Source organism: Streptomyces sp. NPDC040405 (genome assembly GCF_055595765.1).
In genome coordinates this window covers 630164-650812 of the sequence record NZ_JBVIVI010000005.1, presented here as the reverse complement: position 1 = coordinate 650812, position 20649 = coordinate 630164, and the positions used below count along the sequence as shown (strand labels likewise).

General features: G+C 71.1%; 17 protein-coding genes. 8 read left to right on the top strand and 9 right to left on the bottom strand.

What is annotated here, in order from left to right; all coding sequences use genetic code 11:
• Positions 1 to 141 precede the first annotated feature (141 nt).
• Positions 142 to 1161, bottom strand: a complete 1020-nt coding sequence (locus ACZ59A_RS24245) for a glycosyltransferase family 2 protein (RefSeq protein ID WP_468052679.1) — start codon at positions 1159 to 1161, stop codon at positions 142 to 144.
• A gap of 186 nt (positions 1162 to 1347) precedes the next feature.
• Between ACZ59A_RS24245 and ACZ59A_RS24240 the strand changes: the two genes are divergently transcribed.
• The 3 genes from ACZ59A_RS24240 (at position 1348) to ACZ59A_RS24230 (ending at position 5662) form a co-directional block, all read left to right on the top strand.
• Positions 1348 to 2844: an LCP family protein gene (locus ACZ59A_RS24240; RefSeq protein WP_470961856.1), complete on the top strand. Its 1497-nt coding sequence runs from the start codon at positions 1348 to 1350 to the stop codon at positions 2842 to 2844.
• A 113-nt stretch (positions 2845 to 2957) separates the two neighbouring features.
• On the top strand, positions 2958 to 4877 hold the full coding sequence (locus ACZ59A_RS24235) for a serine/threonine-protein kinase (RefSeq protein ID WP_470961698.1): 1920 nt from the start codon (positions 2958 to 2960) through the stop codon (positions 4875 to 4877).
• Positions 4874 to 5662: an FHA domain-containing protein gene (locus ACZ59A_RS24230; RefSeq protein ID WP_470961695.1), complete on the top strand. Its 789-nt coding sequence runs from the start codon at positions 4874 to 4876 to the stop codon at positions 5660 to 5662. The genes ACZ59A_RS24235 and ACZ59A_RS24230 overlap by 4 nt, the downstream gene beginning before the upstream one ends.
• A gap of 12 nt (positions 5663 to 5674) precedes the next feature.
• Here ACZ59A_RS24230 and ACZ59A_RS24225 read toward each other — a convergent pair whose 3' ends face one another.
• Entirely contained in the window at positions 5675 to 6220 is a 546-nt protein-coding gene (locus tag ACZ59A_RS24225) for an acyl-CoA thioesterase (RefSeq protein WP_470961692.1), read from the bottom strand.
• Between the two features lie 107 nt (positions 6221 to 6327).
• Between ACZ59A_RS24225 and ACZ59A_RS24220 the strand changes: the two genes are divergently transcribed.
• Positions 6328 to 7641: an LCP family protein gene (locus tag ACZ59A_RS24220; protein ID WP_470961688.1), complete on the top strand. Its 1314-nt coding sequence runs from the start codon at positions 6328 to 6330 to the stop codon at positions 7639 to 7641.
• Positions 7642 to 7763: 122 nt separating this feature from the next.
• Positions 7764 to 8534, top strand: a complete 771-nt coding sequence (locus ACZ59A_RS24215; RefSeq protein WP_470961685.1) for a DUF6250 domain-containing protein — start codon at positions 7764 to 7766, stop codon at positions 8532 to 8534.
• A 73-nt stretch (positions 8535 to 8607) separates the two neighbouring features.
• Here the strand turns inward: ACZ59A_RS24215 and ACZ59A_RS24210 are convergent, their stop codons facing one another.
• Positions 8608 to 9771 (bottom strand): acyl-CoA dehydrogenase family protein, encoded by a 1164-nt coding sequence (locus tag ACZ59A_RS24210; protein ID WP_470961682.1) that lies wholly within the window; start codon positions 9769 to 9771, stop codon positions 8608 to 8610.
• A gap of 167 nt (positions 9772 to 9938) precedes the next feature.
• Here ACZ59A_RS24210 and ACZ59A_RS24205 point away from each other — a divergent pair, with 167 nt between their 5' ends.
• Positions 9939 to 11279, top strand: a complete 1341-nt coding sequence (locus tag ACZ59A_RS24205; RefSeq protein ID WP_470961678.1) for a UDP-glucose dehydrogenase family protein — start codon at positions 9939 to 9941, stop codon at positions 11277 to 11279.
• A 79-nt stretch (positions 11280 to 11358) separates the two neighbouring features.
• Here ACZ59A_RS24205 and ACZ59A_RS24200 read toward each other — a convergent pair whose 3' ends face one another.
• From ACZ59A_RS24200 to ACZ59A_RS24185, 4 genes are all read right to left on the bottom strand, one after another.
• Entirely contained in the window at positions 11359 to 12786 is a 1428-nt protein-coding gene (locus ACZ59A_RS24200; RefSeq protein ID WP_470961675.1) for an alkaline phosphatase family protein, read from the bottom strand.
• Positions 12787 to 12946: 160 nt separating this feature from the next.
• Positions 12947 to 14146: a dipeptidase gene (locus ACZ59A_RS24195; RefSeq protein WP_470961672.1), complete on the bottom strand. Its 1200-nt coding sequence runs from the start codon at positions 14144 to 14146 to the stop codon at positions 12947 to 12949.
• Positions 14147 to 14337: 191 nt separating this feature from the next.
• On the bottom strand, positions 14338 to 14868 hold the full coding sequence (purE, locus tag ACZ59A_RS24190) for a 5-(carboxyamino)imidazole ribonucleotide mutase (RefSeq protein ID WP_470961669.1): 531 nt from the start codon (positions 14866 to 14868) through the stop codon (positions 14338 to 14340).
• Positions 14865 to 16004: a 5-(carboxyamino)imidazole ribonucleotide synthase gene (locus ACZ59A_RS24185; protein WP_470961666.1), complete on the bottom strand. Its 1140-nt coding sequence runs from the start codon at positions 16002 to 16004 to the stop codon at positions 14865 to 14867. Before ACZ59A_RS24185 ends, purE begins: the two co-directional genes overlap by 4 nt.
• 176 nt (positions 16005 to 16180) lie before the next feature.
• On the opposite strand from ACZ59A_RS24185, the gene ACZ59A_RS24180 reads away from it, so the two are divergent.
• Positions 16181 to 16717, top strand: coding sequence for a GtrA family protein (locus ACZ59A_RS24180; RefSeq protein WP_470961663.1), 537 nt, complete (start codon positions 16181 to 16183; stop codon positions 16715 to 16717).
• Between the two features lies 1 nt (position 16718).
• On the opposite strand, the gene ACZ59A_RS24175 is transcribed toward ACZ59A_RS24180, so the two are convergent.
• Complete coding sequence (locus ACZ59A_RS24175) at positions 16719 to 17969, bottom strand: ATP-binding protein (RefSeq protein ID WP_470961661.1); 1251 nt, start codon at positions 17967 to 17969, stop codon at positions 16719 to 16721.
• Positions 17970 to 17991: 22 nt separating this feature from the next.
• Positions 17992 to 18672: a response regulator transcription factor gene (locus ACZ59A_RS24170; protein ID WP_123101300.1), complete on the bottom strand. Its 681-nt coding sequence runs from the start codon at positions 18670 to 18672 to the stop codon at positions 17992 to 17994.
• Between the two features lie 349 nt (positions 18673 to 19021).
• Here ACZ59A_RS24170 and ACZ59A_RS24165 point away from each other — a divergent pair, with 349 nt between their 5' ends.
• Positions 19022 to 20551, top strand: coding sequence for a peptide MFS transporter (locus tag ACZ59A_RS24165; RefSeq protein ID WP_470961655.1), 1530 nt, complete (start codon positions 19022 to 19024; stop codon positions 20549 to 20551).
• Positions 20552 to 20649: the final 98 nt, after the last annotated feature.

Genomic DNA, 20649 nt, shown 5'->3' with positions numbered 1-20649 from the left:
GTACATACAACACGCCCACACCCCCCCTTCCCCACGCCCACCCCCATGCGCGCAACTCCCCTCGCCTCCCGCCAGGGGTGGGTACAAAGGCATTCCCCCCCCCCCCCCCCCCCCCCCGCCGTCGTACGTACGCCCGGTGCGCTAGCTCTGCGCCATGACCGCCGGGCGGCGGCTGGCGATGACCTTCTTGGCGAGCGCCCGGGGGCTGGTCAGAAAGCCCCAGCCCCACGACATGTGCATGGTCGCCAGCGCGAGCGGGATCCGCACCCGGGCGCCTGCGGGAAGCCCCTTGCCGGACGGGACCGAGCCCGCGACGATGGCCGCCAGATAGCCGCCGGGGATCACGAAGCCCCACGGGGAGACGGCGGCGCCCACCACGGCGCCCACCGCGATGGCCACCACGGCGGTCGGCGGGGCGAGATAGCGCGCGTTGATCGAGCCCTGGTGGAAGCGGGCGACGACATGCCGCCAGCGCCCGTAGTTCCGGTACTGCTTGGCCAGCTCCCGCACGTTCGGCCGGGGCCGGTACGAGACCTTCAGCTCGGGCGAGAACCAGACCAGCCCGCCCGCCTCACGGATCCGGAAGTTCAGCTCCCAGTCCTGGGCGCGGATGAACTCCTCGTTGTAGCCGCCCTGCTGCTCCAGCGCAGCACGGCGGAAGACACCCAGGTAGACGGTGTCGGCGGGGGCCGCGTCACCGCCGGTGTGGAAGGCCGCGTTGCCGACGCCGATCTTCGAGGTCATGGCGGCGGCCACGGCCCGCTCCCAGTCGTTCTCGCCCTCGGCGTGCATGATGCCGCCGACGTTCTGCGCGCCGGTCTCCTCCAGCAGCCGCACGGCGGTCGCGATGTAGTTCGGCGAGAGCATGCCGTGCCCGTCGACCCGCACCACGATGGGATGCCGGGACGCCTTGATCGCGGCGTTCAGCGCGGCCGGAGTGCGGCCCGTCGGGTTGGGCACGGTGTGCACCCGCGGGTCCTCGGCGGCCAGCTCGGCGGCGATCTCCTCGGTGCGGTCCGAGGACGGACCGACCGCGATCACCACCTCCATCTCTCCGTCGTACTCCTGCTCCAGGATGTGCCGTACGGAGTTGCGCAGATGGCGTTCCTCATTGAGCACCGGCATGATCACGGAGACGGCCGGGAGCTGACGCGGGGGCATGGCACCTCGGGGTTTCTGGGGGCGGGGCCCCAGGAGACTGCAGTAGCGGGCCCACGGTACCGCGAATGGCGGCACCGGAACGCGCCGCCCGGGTGGCAGCGGACGGCACGGGCGGCGTGGGGCGCCGGGTCGCTCATCGGATAGCCCTACCGTGACAGCGGTTCCGACCCACCGGACCTGTCAGACCTGCCCCGCCAGACCCGCCAGCGCCCCGCCCGGGCCCGTTCACGGAGGTCTCCTTCGGTGAGTGCACCGGCCCGATCGACGCGCCCGCCCCGCTCCCGGCCCCGCTCCGGCCGCCGCCGTCGCTGGGGGCTGCGGCTCGCCCTGTTCGTCGCGGTCCTGGTGCTGGCCGTCAGCGCGATCGGGCATCTGCTGGTCCGGGAGCTGGAATCCGGCATCCACCGGGTGGACGCCTTCGGCGGACTGGACGACCGGCCGAAGAGCGCCGGTGGCGGCGTCAACTTCCTGGTCGTCGGCACCGACGGCCGGGACCGGATCACGCCGCAGGAGAAGGCGCTGTACCGGCTCGGCGGGGCGCCCTGCCACTGCACCGACACGATCATCCTGGTCCATCTGTCGGCGGACCGCCGCCGCGCCTCCGTGGTCAGCCTGCCCCGTGACTCGTACGCCGTGATCCCCGCGTACACCGGCCGCACCGGGAAGCGGCACCCCGCCCATCCGCAGCGGCTCAACGCCGCCTATGCCGAGGGCGGGCCCAGCCTGACCGTGCGCACCGTCGAGCATGCGACCGGCGTGCACATCGACCACTATCTGGAGGTCGACTTCACCAGCTTCATGAAGACCGTCGACGTCGTCGGCGGGGTGAAGGTGTGCACGGCCCGGCGGCTCAAGGACGACCACACCGGCCTCGACCTCCCGGCCGGTACCCATGTCCTGGGCGGCGGCCAGGCGCTGCAGTACGTCCGCTCCCGCCACACCGACGGCACCTCCGACCTCGGCCGGATCCAGCGCCAGCAGCGCTTCCTGGCCTCGGTGCTCCACCAGACGACGGCGGGCGGCATCCTGCTGAACCCGGTGCGGTTCAACGCCGTCGCCACCACCCTGCTGGGCTCGGTCCGCGCCGACCACGGCTTCGGCGCGGAGGACCTGATGGCGCTCGGCCGGGCCATGAACGGCCTCACCCCGGCGTCCTCCGAGTTCGCCTCGGTCCCGGTGATCCTGCCGGGGAAGCAGCTCAAGGGCGTCGGCTCCACACTGCACTGGGACCGGCCCAAGGCCGAGCGGCTGTTCGACGCCATCCGCCAGGACCAGCCGCTGACCAGCCACCACGCGCGGCCCAGGGCCACCGTGGTCGACGTGGCCCCGCAGCAGGTCCGGGTCCATGTGCTCAACGGCACCGGGACGGCCGGGCTCGCCCGGCGCGCGGACCGGGCGCTGCACGCCACCGGCTTCGCCACCACCGGCTCCCCCGCCGACGCGGCCACCAAGGACCTGGCGCGCACGGTCGTCACGTACGACCCGGTCTGGAACCGCTCGGTGCGCACCCTGGCCGCGGCGCTGCCCGGTGCGCAGCTGAAGCCGATGCCGGGGCAGGGCGGGGTGATGCAGGTCACGGTGGGCGCGGACTACAAGGAGGTGCGCCCGGTGCGCACCGAGGACCCGCGCAAGGACCGCCCCGGCATCGCCGCCGTCACCGGCGACGAGGTCACCTGCCCGTAGCGGTGTTCTGTCCGCGAAGCGCTGTTCAGCCATGTGACGGCTGAAGTACTCTCCGTGTCCTGAACAGGGACGGGACGCGCGCGACGAAAAGCGCGGCGACGGGGGTGCGGCTGATGGCAGGAGCCGGGGACAGGATCGCGGGCCGGTATCTCCTCCAGGAGCCCATCGGCAGAGGCGGGATGGGCATCGTCTGGCGGGCCCACGACGAGCTGCTGGACCGGCGGGTCGCGGTCAAGTGCGCCCGCCCGGACGACGAGCGCGCCGCGCAGCGGCTCAAGAAGGAGGCGCGCAACGCGGCACGGCTGCACCACCCGAACATCGTCCCGGTCTTCGACTTCGTCGAGGGCGGCCGCGCCGAAGAGACCGAGATCTGCTGGATCGTCATGGAGTACGTCCCCGGCGGCAGCCTCGCGGACCTGGTGAGGGAGCGCGGCCCGCTCTCCCCGGAGGAGGCGGGCTCCATCGGCTGCCAGATCGCGGCGGCCCTGGCGAAGTCCCATGCCGAGGGCGTGGTGCACGGCGACGTCACCCCGGAGAACATCCTGGTCGACGGGGACGGGGTCGCCAAGCTGACCGACTTCGGCATCTCCCGGGCGCTGTGGAGCGAGGTCACCGTCACCAGGACCGGCGGGGTGCAGGGCAAACCGCCGTATCTGCCGCCCGAGGTGGCCCGGGGAGCCTCGGCCGACCGCAAGTCGGACATCTTCTCCCTGGGCGCGTCGCTGTTCGCGGCGGTCGAGGGACAGTCCCCGTACGGCGAGGCCGCGCACCCCATGGCGTACGTGGCGCGGGCCATCGACGGCTCCATCGAGACCCCGCGCCGGGCGGGTCCCCTCGTCGAACCGCTCGCCGCGCTGCTGAAGGTGGAGCCCAGGCAGCGCCCCGCCGCGCCCAAGGCGCTGCGGCTGCTGCGGCAGGCCGCCCCCGGCGCGGCTCCCGCGGCGGAGCCGGGCGACGGCGAGGCGCTGGGCCGCACCCTCCGCACGCTGCGGCTGGTGCCTCCGGTCGTGGGCCGGGCCTGGCGCCGCCCGGGTCGCGGCATGGTGATCACCGCGCTGGTCACCGCGGCGGCCCTGGCGACCGGGGCGGCCCTCTTCGGCCCCTGGGCGGGCGGCTCCTCCGACGATTCCCACGGGGCGCCGGGCGACGGCGGAAGCGGCGAGGCGAAGCCCCCGGCGGTCGGGCGGGCGGGCACCATCGGTGACGCCCGGACGGCCGATCCCTGCGCGCTGCTCGACGCGGCGTCGCTGAGCCGCTTCGGCGAGACCGAACTCGACCCGGACTACGGTGAGGTGGACCGGTGCGACGTCCTCGTCCACGGCGACGACGGCCACGATGTCGCGGACGTCCAGATCAACTTCAACGGCGATCCGGTCGAGCCGGGCGATGAGCGGCCCACTCGAAGGGTCGGCAACGTCACGGTCATGACGTCCCCGCGCGACGGCGACACCTGTGAGCGGACCATCGCGGTCGCCGACCGCAAACAGATCCGGGTGATCGCCAAGCGGTTCAGCGCCTCCGCCCCCGACCCGTGCGCCCTCGGCGACGCGGCCACCGATCACGCGGTCTCGGTGCTGGACCGCGGCCAGGTCCCGCGGCGTACCTCCGTGCCGAACGCGCGCTCCCTGGCCCGGTCGAACGCGTGCGAGCTGCTCGACGCCACCGCACTGCGGCGGATGCCCGGTGTCGGCGCGCGCCCCTCGGACCCGGGCTTCGGCAACTGGGCGTGCGCGTGGGAGGACGGCACGGGCGACACCGGAGTGGAGGTGGAGTTCGACCGGAGCAGTACGTTCGACATGGACGACGGGCGGCCCGCGGTCCTCGCCGGGAGAAAGAGCACCGTGGCGCCGGACGACTACGGCGACCACACCTGTGTCGTACGGACGCTGTACCGCTCGTACCGCAACTCCCTCGGGGATCCCACCGTCGAGCTGACGACGCTGAACGTGTACGGACCGCAGTCGTCCGAGAAGCTCTGCAACACCGCCGAGGCGCTCGCCACCAGCGCCGCGAGGAAACTCCCGACGCTATGACCTTCCGCCCCGACGGCGACCGCCGCGTCCTGCCCGCCACCCATGGCAGCCTCGCCCGCGGGGTGACCTCACCGGTGCCCGGCACCGTCTTCGCCCTCGCGCTCACCGGCGGCATGCGGCTGGGCCCCGGCGACGGCCGTGAGCTGATCTTCGGCCGCAACCGGCCCGAGGTGCATGTGTGCCTGGGCGAGGACGACGCCCAGGTCAGCCGCAGGCACGGCAGGCTGACCCACCGCGACGGCCGCTGGTGGGTCAGCAGCACCGGCCGCCTCCCCCTCCGCTTCCCGGCCCGGCTGCTGTTCACCGGCGAGGAACCGCTCCCCCTCGCCACCGGTTACACCCCGCTCTTCGTCCGCGGCTCGGGCGACCGCGAACACCTGCTGGAGCTGTTCGTCACCGGCCCCGAGGACGACCCGCCCACCCCGCGCCCCGGCGATGTCACCCGCCCGCCCCGGGTATGGCTGCTCACCGAGGACGAAAAGCTCGCGCTCGTCGTCCTGGGCCAGCGCTATCTGCGGCACGAGCCGCGACCCCAGCCGCTCACCTGGAAGCAGACCGCCGGACAGCTCGCCGAGCTGCGCCCCGGCGCGGGCTGGCGGGAGAAGCGCGTCGAGCACCTGGTCAACCGCGTCCGCACGACCCTGTCCCGCGACGGCGTGCCCTGGCTGACCCGCGAGGAGGTCGGCGAACCGGTGGGCAACGCGCTCAACGACCACCTGATCCGCGCCCTGATGCTGTCGACCACCCTCGTCCCCCCGGACCTGGCACTGATCGACACGCTCTGACGGGGGCCGTTCCTACAGCTCCTCGGGGCTCTCCGCGGCGCGCCGGGAGCGCAGCTCCTTGATCGCGCGGCGGCGGGCCAGCCGGTGGGTGCGGCGGATCTCGGCCTCCTGGTAGCGCCGCTTGTCGCGCTCGGTCTCCGGTATGACCGGGGGTACGGGCCGGGGCTTGCCGTCGGCGTCGACCGCGGCGAAGACCAGGTAGGCGCTGCCGACCTGGGTGGCGGGGGTGGACTCGTTCCAGCGCTCGGCCAGCACCCGCACCCCGACCTCCATGGAGGACCGTCCGGTCCAGTTGACCTGGGCCTTCACATGGACGAGGTCGCCGACGCGGACCGGCTCCAGGAAGGCCATCTCGTCCATCGAGGCGGTGACCGCGGGGCCCTCGGAGTGCCGTCCGGCGACCGCTCCGGCGGCGTCGTCGACGAGCTTCATGATCACGCCGCCGTGGACCGTGCCGAGGAGGTTGGTGTCACTGCCGGTCATGATGTGCGACAGCGTGGTGCGGGAGGCGGCGGTGGCCTTGCCCGGAAGGTCCACGCCCGGGGCCTGTTCGGTCATGCCGTCCACCCTATGCGGACCAGGTTCTTATCAGCTCTGCAACAGCCATGCCGCGATACGGCACCCGCCCTGTAAGACAGCGGGTGCGACCAGGCACACTGCCATACATGAGCGAATGGCCCCAGGGTTACACCGGTGACCGCAACGACCGGTACGGACGCGGCAGCGGTGGCTCCCAGCCGGAGGGGGCCCGCTCGATGCCGCAGGTACGGCGGGCGGCACCGGGCGGCGGCGGGCAGCAGCGCCCCGAGCCGCCGCTGCCCCCGGAGATGTCGCCGCGGGGGAACGTCCCGGGGCCCTCCCCGAGCTACGACGACTACGGCGGCCACGGCGGCGACGGCTACAACACCGGCCAGGTCTACGGCGGCGGCCGGGGCCCCGGCGGGCCGGGCGGTCCCGGCGGATCCGGCGGCGGCGCGCGGAGGGGCGGACCCGTGAACTGGAAGCGCCGGATAACCATCGGCCTGGTCACCCTGGTCGTGGTGCTGCTCGCGGTCGGCATCGGTACGTACTTCTGGGCGGACGGCAAGCTCAAGCGCGAGGTCGACCTCAGCAAGGTCGAGGACCGGCCGACCGGCGGCAAGGGCACCAACTACCTGATCGTCGGTTCGGACAGCCGTGAGGGCATGTCCGCCGAGGACAAGAAGAAGCTGCACACCGGCTCCGCCGAGGGCCGCCGCACCGACTCCATGATCCTGCTCCACGTCGGTGAGAACGGGAACACCATGGTCAGCCTCCCGCGTGACTCCTGGGTCACCATCCCGGCCTTCACCGGCTCGGAGACCGGCAGGCGGATCCCGGCGAGCCAGAACAAGCTGAACGCCTCGTACTCCTCGGAGGGCCCGCAGCTGCTCGCCCGGACCATCGAGTACAACACCGGTCTGAAGATCGACCACTATGCGGAGATCGGCTTCGACGGCTTCGCCAAGATCGTCGACGGGGTCGGCGGGGTGGACATCAACGTCCCGCAGGACATGAACGACAAGTTCTCCGGGTCCGACTTCAAGAAGGGCGAGCAGACGCTCGACGGACAGCAGGCGCTCGCCTTCGTCCGCCAGCGCCACGGCCTCGCGGGCGGTGACCTGGACCGCACCAAGAACCAGCAGCGGTTCCTGGCGGCGCTCGCCAACAAGGCGGCCACGCCGAGCACGGTCATGAACCCCTTCAAGCTCTACCCGATGATGGGCGCCGGGCTGGACAGCCTGATCGTCGACAAGGACATGAGCCTGTGGGACCTGAAGGACATGTTCTTCGCGATGAAGAGCGTCTCCAACGGCGACGGCAAGCAGATGAACATGCCCGTCTCCAACCCCGGTCTCTCCACCCCCAAGGGCAGCGCCGTCCAGTGGGACATGACCAAGGTCAAGCAGCTGGTGGGCGAGCTGAAGAACGACGAGAAGGTCACGGTCTCCGGCAACTGACCGCGACGCCGTCGCACGACGACCGCCGCCGGGCCCCGGGGCCCGGCGGCGGTCGTCTGTTAGGTTCTTCCCGCGCTACGAGTTGAAACGGTTCAACCATCCCGGGAAGGAACCGCACCACGATGACGTACCGCCCCGCCCCCGACCGCAGACAGCTGCTCCGCGGCCTCGCCGTCGCCGCCACGGCCACCGCCGCGACCGCCGCCGCGACCGCCGCCGCGACCGCCGCCGCCCCGGCCGCCCTCGCCGCGCCCCGCACCCCCGCCACGGGCCGCCGCCGATGGACCCGGATCGCCCACGACGACTTCCGCCACGGCACCCGCCAGTGGGCCGCCGAGCTGGAGAGCGGCGGGACGGTACGGGCCCGGCACGGGGCGCTCGACGTCGACGTACCGGGCGGCGCCACGGTCTGGTTCACCCGCGAGCTGACCGGCCCGTACGTGATCGAGTACACCGCCACCCCGGTCGCGGCGGGCGGCCCCAACGACCATGTGACCGACCTCAACGCCTTCTGGAACGCCCGCGACGTCCGCTCCCCCGGCGACCTCTTCGCCACGGAACGCAGCGGCACCTTCGCCGACTACGACTTCCTCAAGACGTACTACGTCGGCTACGGCGCCAACCTCAACACCACCACCCGCATGCGCCGCTACGTCGGCGAGGCGGGCAACCGCCCGCTGCTCTTCGACCTCACCGGACCGCTGCTCACCCCGAACGCCCCGTACCGCGTCCGCCTGGTGTCCGCCGGGCGGACCGTCCAGTACTGGAGCAACGGCGAGCTGCTCTGCGACTACCGGGACCCGGAGCCCTACACCAGCGGCTGGTTCGGCTTCCGCACGGTCGCCAGCCACTTCCGCCTGGCGGACTTCTCGGTCTGGCGGCCGCGCGCCTGAGCCGCGGACACGACGGAGACATGACGGAGGGCGGGGGCACCGCGCACGATGCCCCCGCCCTCCGTACGCGGCCCTACGGCAGGTTGCGCGCCATGACGACGCGCTGGACCTGGTTGGTGCCCTCGTAGATCTGGGTGATCTTGGCGTCGCGCATCATGCGCTCCACCGGGTAGTCACGGGTGTAGCCGTAGCCGCCGAGCAGCTGGACGGCGTCCGTGGTGATCTCCATCGCGGCGTCGGAGGCGTAGCACTTGGCGGCCGCGCCGAAGAAGGTGAGGTCGGCGTCGACGCGCTCGGACTTGGCGGCGGCCGCGTACGTCAGCTGCCGCGCGGCCTCCAGCTTCATGGCCATGTCGGCGAGCATGAACTGGACGCCCTGGAAGTCGCCGATCGGCTTGCCGAACTGCTTGCGCTCCTGGACATAGCCCTTGGCGTAGTCGAGGGCGCCCTGCGCGATGCCGAGGGCCTGGGCGGCGATGGTGATGCGGGTGTGGTCGAGGGTCTTCATGGCGGTGGCGAAGCCGGTGCCCTCGGCGCCGATCAGGCGGTCGGCGGGGATGCGGACGTTGTCGAGGTAGACCTCGCGCGTCGGCGAGCCCTTGATGCCGAGCTTCTTCTCCGGGGCGCCGAAGGACACGCCCTCGTCGGACTTCTCGACGACGAAGGCGGAGATGCCCTTGGACCGCTTCTCGGGGTCCGTGACGGCCATCACCGTGTAGTAGTCGGAGACCCCGGCGTTGGTGATCCAGCGCTTGACGCCGTTGAGGACGAAAGAGTCGCCGTCGCGCACCGCCTTGGTCTTCATACCGACCGCGTCCGAGCCCGCGTCCGGCTCGGAGAGACAGTACGAGAACATCGCGTCGCCCTTGGCAAGCGGGCCCAGGTACTTCTTCTTCAGCTCCTCGGAGCCGGACAGGATGACCGGCAGCGAGCCCAGCTTGTTGACCGCGGGGATCAGGGAAGAGGACGCGCACACCCGGGCGACCTCCTCGATGACGATCACCGTCGCGAGCGCGTCGGCACCGGCGCCGCCGTACGACTCGGGGACATGCACCGCGTGCAGATCACTGGCGATCAGGGAGTCCAGCGCTTCCTGCGGGAAGCGGCCCTCCTCGTCGACCTCGGCCGCGAAGGGGGCTATTTTCGCCTCGGCGAGCGAGCGGACCGAATCGCGGAGCATGTCGTGCTCCTCCGACGGCCGGTACAGGTCGAAGTCTGCGTTTCCCGAGGACGCCAAGGTCTTCTCACTCCCCTGTGATGCTAACTACCGTTAAGTAACTGAATTCTAGGGCCGCTGCCTCTCCTCGTATACGTGAGTTACCCGACAGCAGGCCGCTGAGCCCTGCCCCGGGTGCCGACTATGCTCAGGCAGCGCATCTGAGACCGACGCTTCTGGAGCACCACATGGCCCTCAAGATCACCGTGATCGGCACCGGCTACCTGGGCGCGACCCACGCCGCGGCCATGGCCGAGCTGGGCTTCGAGGTGCTGGGCCTGGACATCGTGCCCGAGAAGATCGCGATGCTCTCCGAGGGCCGGGTGCCCATGTACGAACCAGGTCTGGAAGATCTGCTGGCGCGGCATGTGACCGGCGTCGAGGGTTCGACCGGGCGGCTGCGCTTCACCAGCTCCTACGAGGAGGCCGGGCAGTTCGGCGACGTCCACTTCATCTGCGTGAACACCCCGCAGAAGCATGGCGAGTACGCGTGTGACATGCGCCACGTCGACAACGCCGTGGAATCGCTCGCCCCGCATCTGCACCGCCCGGCGCTGGTCGTCGGCAAGTCCACCGTTCCGGTCGGCAGCGCGGACCGGCTCGCGGCGCGGCTCGCCGAGCTGGCCCCGGCCGGCGCGGACGCCGAGCTGGCGTGGAACCCGGAGTTCCTGCGCGAGGGCTTCGCCGTGCAGGACACGCTGCACCCGGACCGCATTGTGGTCGGGGTCACCAGCGACCGGTCCGAGAAGGTGCTGCGGGACGTGTACGCGACGCCGATCGCGGAGGGATCGCCGTTCGTGGTGACCGACTTCCCGACCGCCGAGCTGGTGAAGACCTCGGCGAACTCCTTCCTGGCCACGAAGATCTCGTTCATCAACGCCATGGCCGAGGTCTGCGAGGCGGCGGGCGGCGACGTGGTCAAGCTCGCCGAGGCCATCGGCTACGACGAGCGGATCGGCAAGAAATTCCTGCGGGCCGGGATCGGCTTCGGCGGCGGCTGTCTGCCCAAGGACATCCGCGCCTTCATGGCGCGCGCCGGTGAACTCGGCGCGGACCAGGCCCTGACCTTCCTCCGCGAGGTCGACTCGATCAACATGCGGCGCCGCGGCCACATGGTCGAGCTGGCCCGCGAAGCGGTCGGCGGGAGCTTCCTCGGCAAGCGGGTGGCGGTGCTGGGCGCCACGTTCAAGCCGGACTCCGACGACGTACGGGACTCCCCCGCGCTCAACGTGGCCGGGCAGATACAGCTCCAGGGCGCCCAGGTGACCGTCTTCGACCCCAAGGGCATGGACAACGCCCGCGCCCTCTTCCCGACCCTCGCGTACGCCCCCAGCGCGCTGGAGGCGGCCCGGGGCGCGCATGCGGTGCTGCATCTGACCGAGTGGCGCGAGTTCCGCGAGCTGGACCCGGTGGGCCTGGGCGAGATGGTCGCCGAGCGCCGCCTCCTGGACGGCCGCAACGCCCTCGACCCCGACTACTGGCGCGACGCGGGCTGGACGTACCGCGCCCTGGGCCGCCCCATGGCGTAACGCCGTACAGAGAGCGCCGAGCGCCGGACGGGCCGCGGAGGTCCGTCCGGCGCTTCGGTGTGTGCGCCGCGAAACCCGCTCAGCGGCGCGGGCGGCGGCCCTTCTCCTGCTTCGGGGGCTTCTGGCCGGCGCCCGGGAGGGTGGGCTTGGGGAGGTTCGCGACCTCCTCCTTGGCCTTCTCCAGCTGCTCCGCCGTGTCGTCCGGCAGCTTCGGCGGCTTCGGCGCGGCGTGGCCGAAGCCGAAGGCCGAGGTGAGGTCGCCGAACGTACGGCGGCGCCACTGGCTGATATTGGGCTCCTCGACCCCCGTCAGCCGCTCCAGGAACTGGAGCACCGAGGTGTGGTCGAACGCCTCGCCCGCGGCCCAGCCGCCCACCGTCCACGGCGAGACGATGAGGCACGGCACCCGGAAGCCGCCGCCGATCGGCAGGCCGCCCACGAACTCGTCCACGGTCCCGGCCTTCGGGGTGGGCGGCGGCACGTGGTCGAACAGGCCGTCATTCTCGTCGTAGTTGAGAATGAAGACGGTCTTGCGCCATACGTCCGGGTTGGACGCGATGGCCTCGATCTTGGACGCCACGTAGTCGGCACCGGCCGCCGGAAGGTAGTCCGGGTGCTCGGAGACCTCGGCGGTCGGGATGATCCAGGAGACGGTCGGCAGCCGGTCGTTGCGGGCGTCGTCCTCGAACGTCCCGGCGGGGCTGTGCACCATGCCGCGGTCGTACAGCGGGTCGCCCGGCCTGGCGTCCTGGAATTGCTGGAACTCCTCCAGGAGGTTGCAGCCGTAGTTGTCCTCCTCCTGGTAGACCTTCCAGCTGACGCCCGCCTTCTGGAGGCGCTCGGCGTAGGTCGTCCAGCGGTACGGCTTGGGCGCCTTGTTCTCCAGAACCGGGCCGCCCTTCACCCCGGCCGGGTCGATGGTGCCCGTCATCCAGTACAGCCGGTTGGGCCAGGTGGGGCCGAAGACCGAGCAGTAGTAGTTGTCGCAGACGGTGAACGACTCGGCCAGGGCGAACTGGAACGGGATGTCCTCACGGGTGTGGTAGCCCATGACGTACGGCCCGTTCTCGCCGTCGGCCTTGCGGTGGGCCGGGAGCCACTTGTCCATGGCGCCGTTGTTCCACGCCTCGTGCTGCACCGACCAGGCGTGGCTGGTGGAGGGGATCGCCTGGGCACTGGTGGAGTGGGTGTCCAGGCGGAACGGGAGGAGGTAGCCGTCCGGGTTGACCTCGTCCGGCTGGTGGAAGACCGACTTGCCGGTGGAGAGGGTCAGGGCGTCCGGGTCGGCGAACCCGCGTACTCCCTTGAGGGTGCCGAAGTAGTGGTCGAACGAGCGGTTTTCCTGCATGAGCAGGACCACGTGCTCGATGTCGTCGAGCGAGCCGCCCTTCGGCGGCCCGGCGGCTATCGCCTGCTGCACGCTCGGCGGCAGCAGCGTCATGGCCGCGCCCGCACCGAACGAACCGGCGGCGGCACCAAGGAGTCTACGGCGGGTGAAGTCGGGCATTACGCCTCTTTCCCGTTTCTGTGCATGAGAGATCGTCAGACCGCTGTTGACTCTCTCGTCAGCCCGGCGACGGGGAAGAGACGAATTACATGAACGATGCATCAACACATCGCAAAGCCACCAAGCCCTGGTAAAGGGGCGGTTGGCGGGGCAGTCGGGGTCAGGCGTCGGGGGCGCCGTCCAGCTGGTCGATGGTCGCGACGGACGGCCCCCTGACCGCGCGCAGCCCGCGCGCCGCGGCCTCGGCGTCGCGCAGCACCCGGACGGCGTTCTGCCAGGTCAGCTTGGCGAGTTCGGCCTCCGACCAGCGGCGGTCGAGGAGTTCCGCGATGAGGTTCGGGTAGCCCGCGACGTCGTCCAGACCGGACGGGGTGAAGGCGGTGCCGTCGAAGTCACCGCCGATGCCGATGTGGTCGACGCCCGCCACGTCGCGCATGTGGTCGAGGTGGTCGGCGACGGTGGCGGCGGTTGCCGTCGGCCGCGGATGCGCCTCCTCGTAGGCGCGCTGCACCTTCTTCGCCGCCTCCGTCAGCTCCAGCGGATGCAGCCCGTGCGCCCGCATGTTCTCGTCCGCCTCCTTCGACCAGGCGATCGCCTCCGGCAGCACGAACTTCGGCACGAACGTGGCCATCGCCAGCCCGCCGTTGGCCGGGAGCGCGGCCAGGACGTCGTCCGGGATGTTGCGCGGGTGGTCGCAGACGGCGCGGGCGGAGGAGTGCGAGAAGACGACCGGCGCCTCGGTCACCCGGAGCGCGTCGCGCATCGTGTCGGCCGAGACGTGCGACAGGTCGACCAGCATGCCGAGCCGGTTCATCTCGTGGACGACCTCCTCGCCGAAGCGGGTGAGGCCGTGCGCCCTCGGCTCGTCGGTCGCCGAGTCCGCCCACGGGGTGTTGTCGTTGTGGGTGAGCGTCATATAGCGCACCCCGAGGTCGTACAGGGCCCGCAGGGTCGCGAGGGAGCAGTTGATGCTGTGGCCGCCCTCGGCGCCCATGAGCGACGCGATCCGGCCCTCGGCGCGGGCCGCCTCCATGTCGTCCGCCGTGAGCGACAGCCGGAGGTCGTCGGGGTATCGCTCGGTCAAACGACGCACGACATCGATCTGTTCGAGGGTCGCGCTGACGGCGGTGTCCCCGCTGAAATCCGACCGTACGAACACCGACCAGAACTGCGCGCCTACGCCGCCCGCGCGGAGGCGGGGGATGTCGGTGTGGGTGCGCGGCGATTGGTCGGTGCCGATGTCGAGGCGGTCGAGGTCGTAGCGGACCTGCTCGCGCAGGGCCCAGGGGAGGTCGTTGTGGCCGTCCACGACGGGGTGTGCGGCCAGCAGGTCGCGGGCGTGCGCGAGGTGATCGGTCATCCGGGCATTTTCGTACGCGCGGTGCTCGAAGTCACGAGTGCGTGCCCCCGCGCCGAGCCCCTTTCCCCACCCCGCCCCGGCCCCCGCTCCTCCAGCACCCCCAGCCCCTCCGGCGATTGAGGAGCGGGGGTCTGGGGGCGGAGCCCCCAGCGGGGGGCGGGGGGGGAAGGGAAACCGCGCGGGGTGGAGGGTTAGTGGGCGAAGCCGAAGGACGGGGCGCCGTCCACCTTGGCGCGGAGGCGCTTGCCCTTTTCGGTGGCCTGCTCGTTCAGCTCGTCCTGGAACTCCCGCATCCGCCCCTGCAGCTCCGCGTCATGCGCGGCGAGGATGCGGGCGGCCAGGAGGCCCGCGTTGCGGGCGCCGCCGATGGAGACCGTGGCGACCGGGACGCCCGCGGGCATCTGGACGATGGACAGCAGGGAGTCCATGCCGTCCAGGTACTTCAGGGGGACCGGGACGCCGATGACAGGGAGCGGCGTGACCGAGGCGAGCATGCCGGGGAGGTGGGCCGCGCCGCCGGCGCCCGCGATGATGGCCTTCAGGCCGCGGGGGGCGGCGTTCTCGCCGTACGCGACCATCTCGCGCGGCATCCGGTGCGCCGAGACGACGTCCACCTCGTACGGGATCTCGAACTCGTCGAGGGCCTTGGCCGCTTCTTCCATGACCGGCCAGTCGGAGTCGGAGCCCATGACGATGCCGATCGTGGGCACAGGAGCACTCATTCGGTGATGGTCCCTCGGAGGTAGTCGGCGGCGTGACGGCCGCGGTCGCGGACGTCGGCCAGGTCGTCGCCGTAGGTGTTGACGTGGCCGACCTTGCGGCCGGGCTTCACGCCCTTGCCGTACATGTGGATCTTCAGCCCGGGATCGCGGGCCATGCAGTGCAGGTACGCCGCGTACATGTCGGGGTAGTCGCCGCCGAGGACGTTGGTCATGACGGTCCACTTGGCCCGGGTGTTCGGCGCGCCGAGCGGGAGGTCGAGGACCGCGCGCACATGGTTGGCGAACTGGGAGGTGACGGCGCCGTCCTGGGTCCAGTGGCCGGAATTGTGCGGGCGCATCGCCAGCTCGTTGACGAGGATCCGGCCGTCCCGGGTCTCGAACAGCTCGACCGCGAGATGACCGACCACGCCCAGCTCGGCCGCGATCTTCAGGGCAAGCTCCTGGGCCCGGGCGGAGAGCTCCTCGGAGAGGTCGGGGGCCGGGGCGATGACGGTGTCGCAGACGCCGTCCACCTGTATCGACTCCACGACGGGGTAGGCGACGGCCTGGCCGTGCGGGGAGCGCACGACGTTGGCGGCCAGCTCGCGGGCGAAGTCGACCAGCTCCTCGGCGAGGACGGGAACCCCGGCCCGGAACGGTTCGGCGGCGTCCTCCGTACTACGGACGACCCACACACCCTTGCCGTCGTAGCCGCCGCGCACCGTCTTGAGGACGACGGGGAAGCCGTCACCCTCCTCCGCGAAGCGCGCCACATCCGCCGGATCGGCGACGATGCGGTGGCGGGGGCACGGCACCCCAGACGCGCGGAGCCGCTCCCGCATCACGCCCTTGTCCTGCGCGTGGAGCAGGGCCTCGATACCGGGGCGGATGACGACGCCGTCCGCCTCCAGCGCGCGCAGATGCTCGGCCGGGACGTGTTCGTGGTCGAACGTGACCACATCACAGCCTTGTGCGAACGCACGAAGCGTTTCCAGGTCGCGGTAGTCGCCGACGACGACATCGCTGACCACTTGGGCCGCCGAGTCCTGAGGAGTGTCACTGAGCAGCTTGAACCTGATGCCGAGGGGGATGCCCGCCTCGTGGGTCATGCGGGCGAGCTGGCCGCCGCCGACCATGCCGACTACCGGAAATGTCACCCTCCAAGGGTAACTTCTCGCCACCACCGCCCCTGACCTGCGCTTGGATGATCCTCCAGAGCGCCGGTCAGACAGTCTCACCGGACTCTTGTTCGTGCCTCCGGGCGCGTGTCCCCGCCGCTGGTTAGCATGGGGAGATGTTGTCGACACTGACGAAACGGGGCTGAACGATCACCATGAGTGAACGACGCATGCTCGGCGGGCTGAGCACCCAGGTGGGGCGGCTCGCCCGGGAGATCGCGAAGTTCGGGGTGGTCGGCGGCGCCGGCGTCTTCGTCAACCTCGCCGTCTTCAATCTGGTCCGCAGCGTCACCGAGTTGCCCGTGGTGCGCGCGAGCATCGTGGCGACGGTGGTCGCGACCTGCTTCAACTACGTGGGCTACCGGTACTTCACCTACCGCGACCGGGACAAGCAGGGGCGCACCAAGGAACTCAGCCTGTTCCTGCTGTTCAGCGCGATCGGCCTGATCATCGAGAACGGTGTCCTCTACACGGCGACGTACGGCTTCGGCTGGGACAGCTCGCTGGCGAGCAACGTCTTCAAGTTCGTCGGCATCGGCATCGGCACCCTCTTCCGCTTCTGGTCCTACCGGACCTGGGTGTTCCGGACGCTGCCCGCGCGGGAGGCGGTGGAGAGCGCGGAGGCGTTCCTCTCGGAGGCGCCCCCGGCCCAGACCGCCCGCCGCACCGACAAGCAGCCGGTCCGCAAGTAGCTCAGGAGGGGCGGACGTCCTCCGCCACGCGGCTCAGGAAGAGCGCGAACACCGGCGGATACGGCTGGAGCAGCTCCAGTCGGCCGCCGTCGGCCTCCGCCAGGTCGCGGGCGACCGCGAGGCCGAGCCCAGTGGAGTTCCGCCCGCTGACCGTCCGTTCGAAGACCCGCGCGCCGAGGTCGGGCGGTACGCCCGGGCCCTCGTCGGTGACCTCCACGACCGCCTGGTTCCCGGTGACCCGGGTGCGCAGCGCGACCGTACCGTCCCCGTGCATGAGCGAGTTCTCGATGAGGGTGGCGAGCACCTGGGCGACCGCGCCCGGGGTGCCGACCGCCCGCAGCCCCTTCTTGCCGGAGCGCACGATCGCGCGCCCCTCGCTGCGGGAGGCCGGGCGCCACTCCTCGATCTGCTGCTTGACCACCTCGTCCAGGTCGAAGGCGACCGCGGAGCCGCTGCGCGGGTCGCGCGAGTTCGTCAGCAGCCGCTGGACGACGTCGGTGAGCCGCTCGACCTGGCCGAGCGCGATCGACGCCTCCTCCTTGACGGTCTCCGGGTCGTCGGTGAGCGTGATCTCCTCCAGCCGCATGGACAGCGCGGTCAGCGGCGTCCGCAGCTGGTGCGAGGCGTCGGCCGCCAGCCGCCGCTCGGCGGTGAGCATCCGGGCGATGCGCTCGGCGCTCGCGTCCAGGACGTCGGCGACGCGGTCGAGTTCGGGCACTCCGTAGCGGCGGTGGCGCGGCCGCGGATCGCCGGAGCCCAGCCGCTCGGCGGTCTCGGCGAGGTCGGTGAGCGGCGCGGAGAGCCGGTGCGCCTGGCGTACGGCGAGGAAGACCGCGGCGAGGACCGCGAGCAGCGCCACCGCCAGGATGATCAGCATGGTGCGGCCGATCTCCCGGCTGACCGTCGTACGGGACGCCTCGACCCGTACCGTCTCGCCCTGCTCGCCGTGCTCCTCGGAGGAGATGACGCTGCCCTGGGGGCGTTTGCCGATCTCGACGTCCGGGTGGTGCGGGATCGTGATCAGGGCGTAGCGCCCGGGTTCGATCTGCTCGCGCAGCACCTTGTGGGTGACGCCCTCGCCACCGAGCAGTCTGCTGTCGACGATGCTGACCAGCCGCACCGCGTCCGAGCTGACGCTCTCCTGGGCGCTGTTCTCGATGGTCCGGGTCTCGACGATGACCAGCGAGACGCCGAAGACGGCGATGACGACGAGCACCACGGCCAGCGTGGAGTTGATCAAGCGACGGCGCATGGCCCTACCGTGTCAGCCACCGTCAGCTTTTCTCGAACCTGAAGCCGACACCCCGGACAGTGGCGATGTAACGGGGGTTGGCGGCGTCGTCCCCGAGCTTCTTGCGCAGCCAGGAGATGTGCATGTCGAGCGTCTTGGTCGAGGACCACCAGGTGGTGTCCCACACCTCGCGCATCAGCTGGTCGCGGGTGACCACCCGGCCCGCGTCCCGCACCAGGACGCGCAGCAGGTCGAACTCCTTGGCCGTCAGCTGCAGCTCCTCGTCGCCCATCCACGCGCGGTGCGACTCGACGTCGATGCGGACGCCGTGGGTGGCGGGCGCCTGCGCCTGGGTCTCGACGGCGCCGCGGCGCAGCAGGGCCCGGACGCGGGCGAGCAGCTCGGCGAGGCGGAAGGGCTTGGTGACGTAGTCGTCGGCACCGGCGTCGAGGCCGACCACGGTGTCCACCTCGTCGGCGCGGGCGGTGAGCACCAGCACCGGGAAGCCGTGGCCCTCGGTGCGCAGCCTGCGACAGACCTCCAGCCCGTCCATCCCGGGCAGTCCGAGGTCGAGGACGAGCAGATCGACGCCTCCCTGCAGACCGGCGTCGAGCGCGGTGGGTCCGTCCTCCCGCACCTCCACCTCGTACCCCTCACGGCGCAGGGCGCGGGCGAGGGGCTCCGAGATCGATGCGTCATCCTCGGCGAGCAAAACTCGGGTCATGAGGTGATGGTAGTCCGCCGACGTTCACCCACGGGGCGCGCAGGTGGGGACGCGGGGAGCACGCCGGGTTGCGCGCCCCATCCGTGATCTATGTCTCACCCAGGAGTGTCAAGTGCGTGTCGTATGGTGAAACAACGTCTGTAGCACTCCTCCGGGACCTTTGGTGGGTTCAACGCGCCGAAGGTCTCTCTCATGCCCGGGTCCGGACATCGGGAGACAGCGAAACGGACGGAGCCGGCAACGACCAGCGACACGATCGGCCGCCCGGCGCTCAGCCACCCCCACGGGCGCTTCTACGCGTGTCGACACGCGCCGCGGCGCACCCCTGAGCTCTGTAAGGAACCCCCACATGGCGTCCAGCATGTCGAAGGGCGCGACCGCGCAGGATTCCCCTGCCAGCGGTGGCAAGACCTTCTTCGGCCACCCGCGCGGCCTCGCCACACTCTTCATGATCGAAATGTGGGAGCGCTTCAGCTTCTACGGCATGAGAGCGCTCCTCGTCGTCTATCTGATCTCCGGCGGCCCGGACGCCAAGGACGGCGGTCAGGGCGGCGGCCTCGGGATGACCGAGGGCAACGCGGTGGCCATCTACTCGGTCTATCTGGCGATGGTCTATCTGCTGGCCATGCCGGGCGGCTGGTTCGGCGACCGGGTCTGGGGACCGCGCAAGACGGTCGTGGTGGCGTCCGGGATCGTGATGGCCGGGCATCTGGCGCTCGCCGTCCCCGGTGAGCCGACCTTCTTCCTCGGTCTCCTCCTGGTGGCGTTCGGCTCCGGGCTGATCAAGGCCAACATCTCCACGATGGTCGGCCAGCTCTACGACGGACCGCAGGACCCGCGCCGCGACGGCGGGTTCACCATCTTCTACATCGGCATCAACCTCGGCGCCTTCGCCGCCCCGCTGGTGATCGGCACCGTCGGCCAGTCGTACAACTGGCACCTGGGCTTCGCGCTCGCGGCGCTCGGCATGGCGCTGGGCCTGGTCCAGTTCCTGATCGGCACCCGCCATCTGAGCCCCGCCAGCAGCACCGTGCCGACGCCGCTTGCGGTCGAGGAGCGCCGGTCCTGGCTGCGCAAGGGCCTGATCTGGCTGGCCGTCGCCGCCGTCTTCTACACCGGCGTGGTGCTCAGCGGTCAGTGGACGCTCAACTGGGCGCTGGTCCCGATCACCCTGCTCGGCCTCATCATCCCGATCGGGGTGCTGGTGCGGATCAAGCGCGACCGGGACCTGACGGCGGTCGAGCAGACCAAGGTCAGCGGCTACATCTGGTTCTTCGTGGCCGCCGCCGTGTTCTGGATGATCTTCGACCAGGGCGGCTCGACGATGTCCGCCTTCGCCGAGACCAAGACCGCGGACACGATCTTCGGGCTGCAGTTCCCGTCCTCGTGGTTCCAGTCGGTGAACCCGCTGCTGATCATGGCGCTGGCCCCGGTCTTCGCCTGGCTGTGGCTGTGGCTCGCCCGGCGCGACCGGGAGCCGAACACCACGCTGAAGTTCGCGTTCGGCCTGGTCATGATCGGCGCCTCGTTCTTCGTCTTCGTGCTGCCGATGCAGACGGCCGCGGACGGCACGAAGGTCAGCCCCATGTGGCTGGTGTCGATCTACCTGATCCAGACCGTCGGCGAGCTGTGCCTCTCGCCGGTCGGCCTCTCGGTGACCACCAAGATGGCGCCCGCGAAGTACGCCAGCCAGCTGATGGGCGTGTGGTTCCTCGCCGTGACCGCGGGTGACTGCGTCACCGGGATGCTGTCCATCGCCGGGGTCGACCTGAGCGGTCCGGGCGTCATCACGATGGAGGCGAGCGCGGCGGCGCTCGCGGGTCTCGCGGTCTTCCTGTACCGCAAGAAGGTCGTGGCGCTCATGGCCGACGTGCACTGACCCAGCCGACGAGGGCCCGGGGGGGGGGGGGGGGGGGGGGGGGGGGGGGGGGGGGGGGGGGGGGGTGTTGTGGGGGAAAGAAAGCGTGTGGAGCGGGG

Bases quoted from the DNA above. Each gene is read 5' to 3' on its own strand.
- ACZ59A_RS24245 (WP_468052679.1), bottom strand. From the start codon at position 1,161: ATGCCCCCGCGTCAGCTCCCGGCCGTCTCCGTGATCATGCCGGTGCTC.
- ACZ59A_RS24235 (WP_470961698.1), top strand. From the start codon at position 2,958: ATGGCAGGAGCCGGGGACAGGATCGCGGGCCGGTATCTCCTCCAGGAG.
- ACZ59A_RS24230 (WP_470961695.1), top strand. From the start codon at position 4,874: ATGACCTTCCGCCCCGACGGCGACCGCCGCGTCCTGCCCGCCACCCAT.
- ACZ59A_RS24225 (WP_470961692.1), bottom strand. From the start codon at position 6,220: ATGACCGAACAGGCCCCGGGCGTGGACCTTCCGGGCAAGGCCACCGCC.
- ACZ59A_RS24220 (WP_470961688.1), top strand. From the start codon at position 6,328: ATGAGCGAATGGCCCCAGGGTTACACCGGTGACCGCAACGACCGGTAC.
- ACZ59A_RS24215 (WP_470961685.1), top strand. From the start codon at position 7,764: ATGACGTACCGCCCCGCCCCCGACCGCAGACAGCTGCTCCGCGGCCTC.
- ACZ59A_RS24205 (WP_470961678.1), top strand. From the start codon at position 9,939: ATGGCCCTCAAGATCACCGTGATCGGCACCGGCTACCTGGGCGCGACC.
- ACZ59A_RS24200 (WP_470961675.1), bottom strand. From the start codon at position 12,786: ATGCCCGACTTCACCCGCCGTAGACTCCTTGGTGCCGCCGCCGGTTCG.
- ACZ59A_RS24195 (WP_470961672.1), bottom strand. From the start codon at position 14,146: ATGACCGATCACCTCGCGCACGCCCGCGACCTGCTGGCCGCACACCCC.
- purE (WP_470961669.1), bottom strand. From the start codon at position 14,868: ATGAGTGCTCCTGTGCCCACGATCGGCATCGTCATGGGCTCCGACTCC.
- ACZ59A_RS24180 (WP_470961663.1), top strand. From the start codon at position 16,181: ATGAGTGAACGACGCATGCTCGGCGGGCTGAGCACCCAGGTGGGGCGG.
- ACZ59A_RS24175 (WP_470961661.1), bottom strand. From the start codon at position 17,969: ATGCGCCGTCGCTTGATCAACTCCACGCTGGCCGTGGTGCTCGTCGTC.
- ACZ59A_RS24170 (WP_123101300.1), bottom strand. From the start codon at position 18,672: ATGACCCGAGTTTTGCTCGCCGAGGATGACGCATCGATCTCGGAGCCC.
- ACZ59A_RS24165 (WP_470961655.1), top strand. From the start codon at position 19,022: ATGGCGTCCAGCATGTCGAAGGGCGCGACCGCGCAGGATTCCCCTGCC.